The following is a 2,830-nucleotide window of genomic DNA, read 5'->3' as shown; positions in this document are numbered from 1 at the left end:
GCGGTCGGCGGCGGAGTGGGTCCCCCGGCGGCGGGGCGCGCTCATGGCCCCCCCCCCCGGCGGGGCGGCCCGCCGCCGGGGGGGGGGGCGCAAGGGCGCGGCGGCGGCCGGCCCCGCCGGGCCCGCCGGCCGGGCGGCGTACGGCCCCGCGCCTGCCGCCGGGCTTCCGCTGGATCGCCGTGCGCCCGGGCCCCCCCCCGCCCGCCCGCCGCGGCAGGCGGCCCCTGGGCCCCACCCCGCGGTATGCGGTGATCCCGCGCTGGAGCCTGTTCGACCGGAACGAGCAGGTGACCGCCACCCCCGAGAAGCCCGCCCACCCGGCCCCGTCGGCGGCCGTCGTCCGCGCCACGCTGTTCGCGAGCGTGCTCGTCGTCGGCCTCACCGCCCTCGTGTACGTCGTCCGGTACGTCCTGCTCGTCATCAACCGCAACACGCTGCTGAACTCGTTGGTGGCCCTCGCCGCGGACTGGTTCGGCGTGCTGGCCAGCCTGGCCTCGATCGCGGCGGTGATCACGTCCGGCGTCCTGCTCATCCGGTGGCTCATCGCGCGCCGGGCCGCCGTCTTCGCGCACCACGGCCTTCCGGAGCCCCGTTCGGTCCGGGCCCTGTGGGCCGGCTGCGTGGTTCCGGTGGTGAACCTCGTGTGGGCACCGGTGTACGTCATCGAGCTGGCGCTCCTGGAAGACCACTACGCCCGGCTGCGCCGGCCCATCCTCGAGTGGTGGATCGCCTGGGTCCTCAGCTACGTCGTCTCCGTCTTCGCGATCGTGACGAGCTTTGCGACCGACGCGCAGGGCATCGCCAACAACACCGTCCTCATGGTGTTCGCCTACCTGCTGGCGGCGGCCACGCTGGCGGCCGCCGCCCGGATCTTCGAGGGATTCGAGCGCAAACCGGTCGCGCGGCCCGCGCACCGCTGGGTGGTGGTCACGCCCGACGGCGACGCGCGTCCCGCGGGCGCCCCGGTTGAGTTGAAGGGGCAGGAACCGGCAGCATAGGGGTATGACGTGGGCCGACGACGTGCTCGCCGGGCACCCCTATGTAGTCGCCCACCGCGGCGCCTCCGCAGCGCGCCCCGAACACACGCTGGCCGCCTACGACCTCGCGCTCAATGAGGGCGCCGACGGCGTGGAATGCGATGTGCGGCTCACCCGTGACGGCCATCTGGTCTGCGTCCACGACCGCCGCCTGGACCGCACCTCCACCGGCGCCGGCCTGGTCAGCACGTCGACGCTCGCCCAATTGCGGGAGCTCGAGTACGGCTCGTGGCACGACAGTTGGCGGCCGGACGGAACGCATGGCGACACGAGCCTGCTGACGCTCGACGCGCTGGTGTCGCTGGTGCTGGACTGGCACCGTCCGGTCAAGCTGTTCATCGAGACCAAGCACCCCGTCCGGTACGGCTCGCTGGTGGAAAGCAAGCTGTTGGCGCTGCTGCACCGCTACGGCATCGCCGCGCCCGCCTCCGCCGACCGGTCCCGCGCCGTGGTGATGTCGTTCTCGGCGGCCGCCGTCTGGCGCGTGCGGCGGGCCGCGCCGATGCTGCCCACCGTGCTGCTGGGCAGGACGGCCCGCTACCTGATCAGCGGCGCCGCCACCGCCGTCGGGGCCACGGCCGTGGGCCCCTCGCTGGCGACGCTGAAGGAGTATCCGCAGCTCGCGGACCGGGCCATCGCCCAGGGCAGGGCGGTCTACTGCTGGAACGTCGACGAATACGACGACATCGACTTCTGCCGGGACGTCGGCGTGGCGTGGCTGGCCACCCACCACCCGGGACGCACCAAGGCCTACCTGCAGAGCCGCGCCGCCGAAGACAGCGGCTAGCCCGCGAGCCCGGCGGGCACGGGACCGTCGGCGGCCAGCGCGTCGAACAACTTGGCGGCCGCGCCGTGGTCCCACACCACCACCGAGCCGACGTCGCTGTCGGTGAACTCCCCGATCGGCACCGTCATCGCGGTCTTCGATCCGTGCAGCGCCCAGCCCAGCCGGGCCAGGTCCCACACGTGGTCGCCGCGATTGACGGTCAGGGCATCCGCGACCGCCCTCGGCACGGCGTACCAGCGCCACGGGTTGAGCCACACCGCCGGGGACCCGGCGCGGTTCAGCAACGCCGACAGGAATTCCTGCTGATGAATCATTCGGTCCAGGTCGGCCCGCGGCGTGGCGCGCGACCGGACGTAGCCCAGCGCATCGCGGCCGTTCAGCTCCTGGCAGCCGGCCGGAAGGTCGATGCCGGCCAGGGGGTCGCGCATGGGCGCGTCCGGGCAGACTCTCACCCCGCCCAGCGCGTCGACCAGGGCGGCCAGCCCCCCGAAGCCGACCTCGGCGTAGTGGTCGAGCCGCAGCCCGGTGGCCTGCTCCACCGTCTGCGTGAGCAGCGGCGCCCCGCCGATCGAGAACGCCGCGTTGACCTTGTCCTTGCCGTGCCCGGGTATCGGCACATAGGAGTCCCGCGGTATCGACACCACCGTCGGGGTCGCGTCCGACCACAGCCCGGGCAGGTGCACCAGGACGATCGTGTCGGTGCGGCTGCTGCCGACGTCGCCGCCGGTGGACAGGTCGGCCTGCTGCTGGGCCGACAGGCCCTGGCGACTGTCGGAGCCGACGATCAGCCAATTGGTCCCGCGACCGGGCGCCGGCCGGTCGGGATAGTCGGTCAGCGCCTCTTCCCGGTGCAGGCTGGTGTCGAACCAGATGGCGCCGCCGACGATGCCGACGCCGGCGAGTACGGCGCCGATCAGGACCACCGCGGCGACCGCGCGCAGACGGCGGCGCAGGCGGCCCGCGCGGCCGGTCTTCGGCGCGACGGGGGGGGGGGGGGGGCCGGGCC

The 2,830-nt window shown here is 74.2% G+C and carries 3 protein-coding genes; 2 read left to right on the top strand and 1 reads right to left on the bottom strand.

Going from position 1 to position 2,830, the window contains the following annotated elements:
* Positions 1–179 precede the first annotated feature (179 nt).
* Positions 180–998 (top strand): DUF4328 domain-containing protein, encoded by an 819-nt coding sequence (locus GPY60_RS26390; protein WP_231639845.1) that lies wholly within the window; start codon positions 180–182, stop codon positions 996–998.
* A gap of 4 nt (positions 999–1,002) precedes the next feature.
* A complete protein-coding gene (locus GPY60_RS26385) occupies positions 1,003–1,824 on the top strand; it encodes a glycerophosphodiester phosphodiesterase (RefSeq protein ID WP_156690641.1) in 822 nt (273 codons plus the stop codon).
* Here GPY60_RS26385 and GPY60_RS26380 read toward each other — a convergent pair.
* The coding region (locus GPY60_RS26380; protein WP_370462837.1) for an LCP family protein at positions 1,821–2,830 on the bottom strand (1,010 nt) is incomplete at its 5' end. The genes GPY60_RS26385 and GPY60_RS26380 overlap by 4 nt on opposite strands.

Source organism: Mycobacterium sp. Marseille-P9652 (assembly GCF_902652685.1).
In the GTDB taxonomy this organism is placed as follows: domain Bacteria; phylum Actinomycetota; class Actinomycetes; order Mycobacteriales; family Mycobacteriaceae; genus Mycobacterium.
The sequence above is the reverse complement of the archived record's forward strand: the minus strand, read 5'-3'. Positions and strand labels throughout refer to the sequence as shown.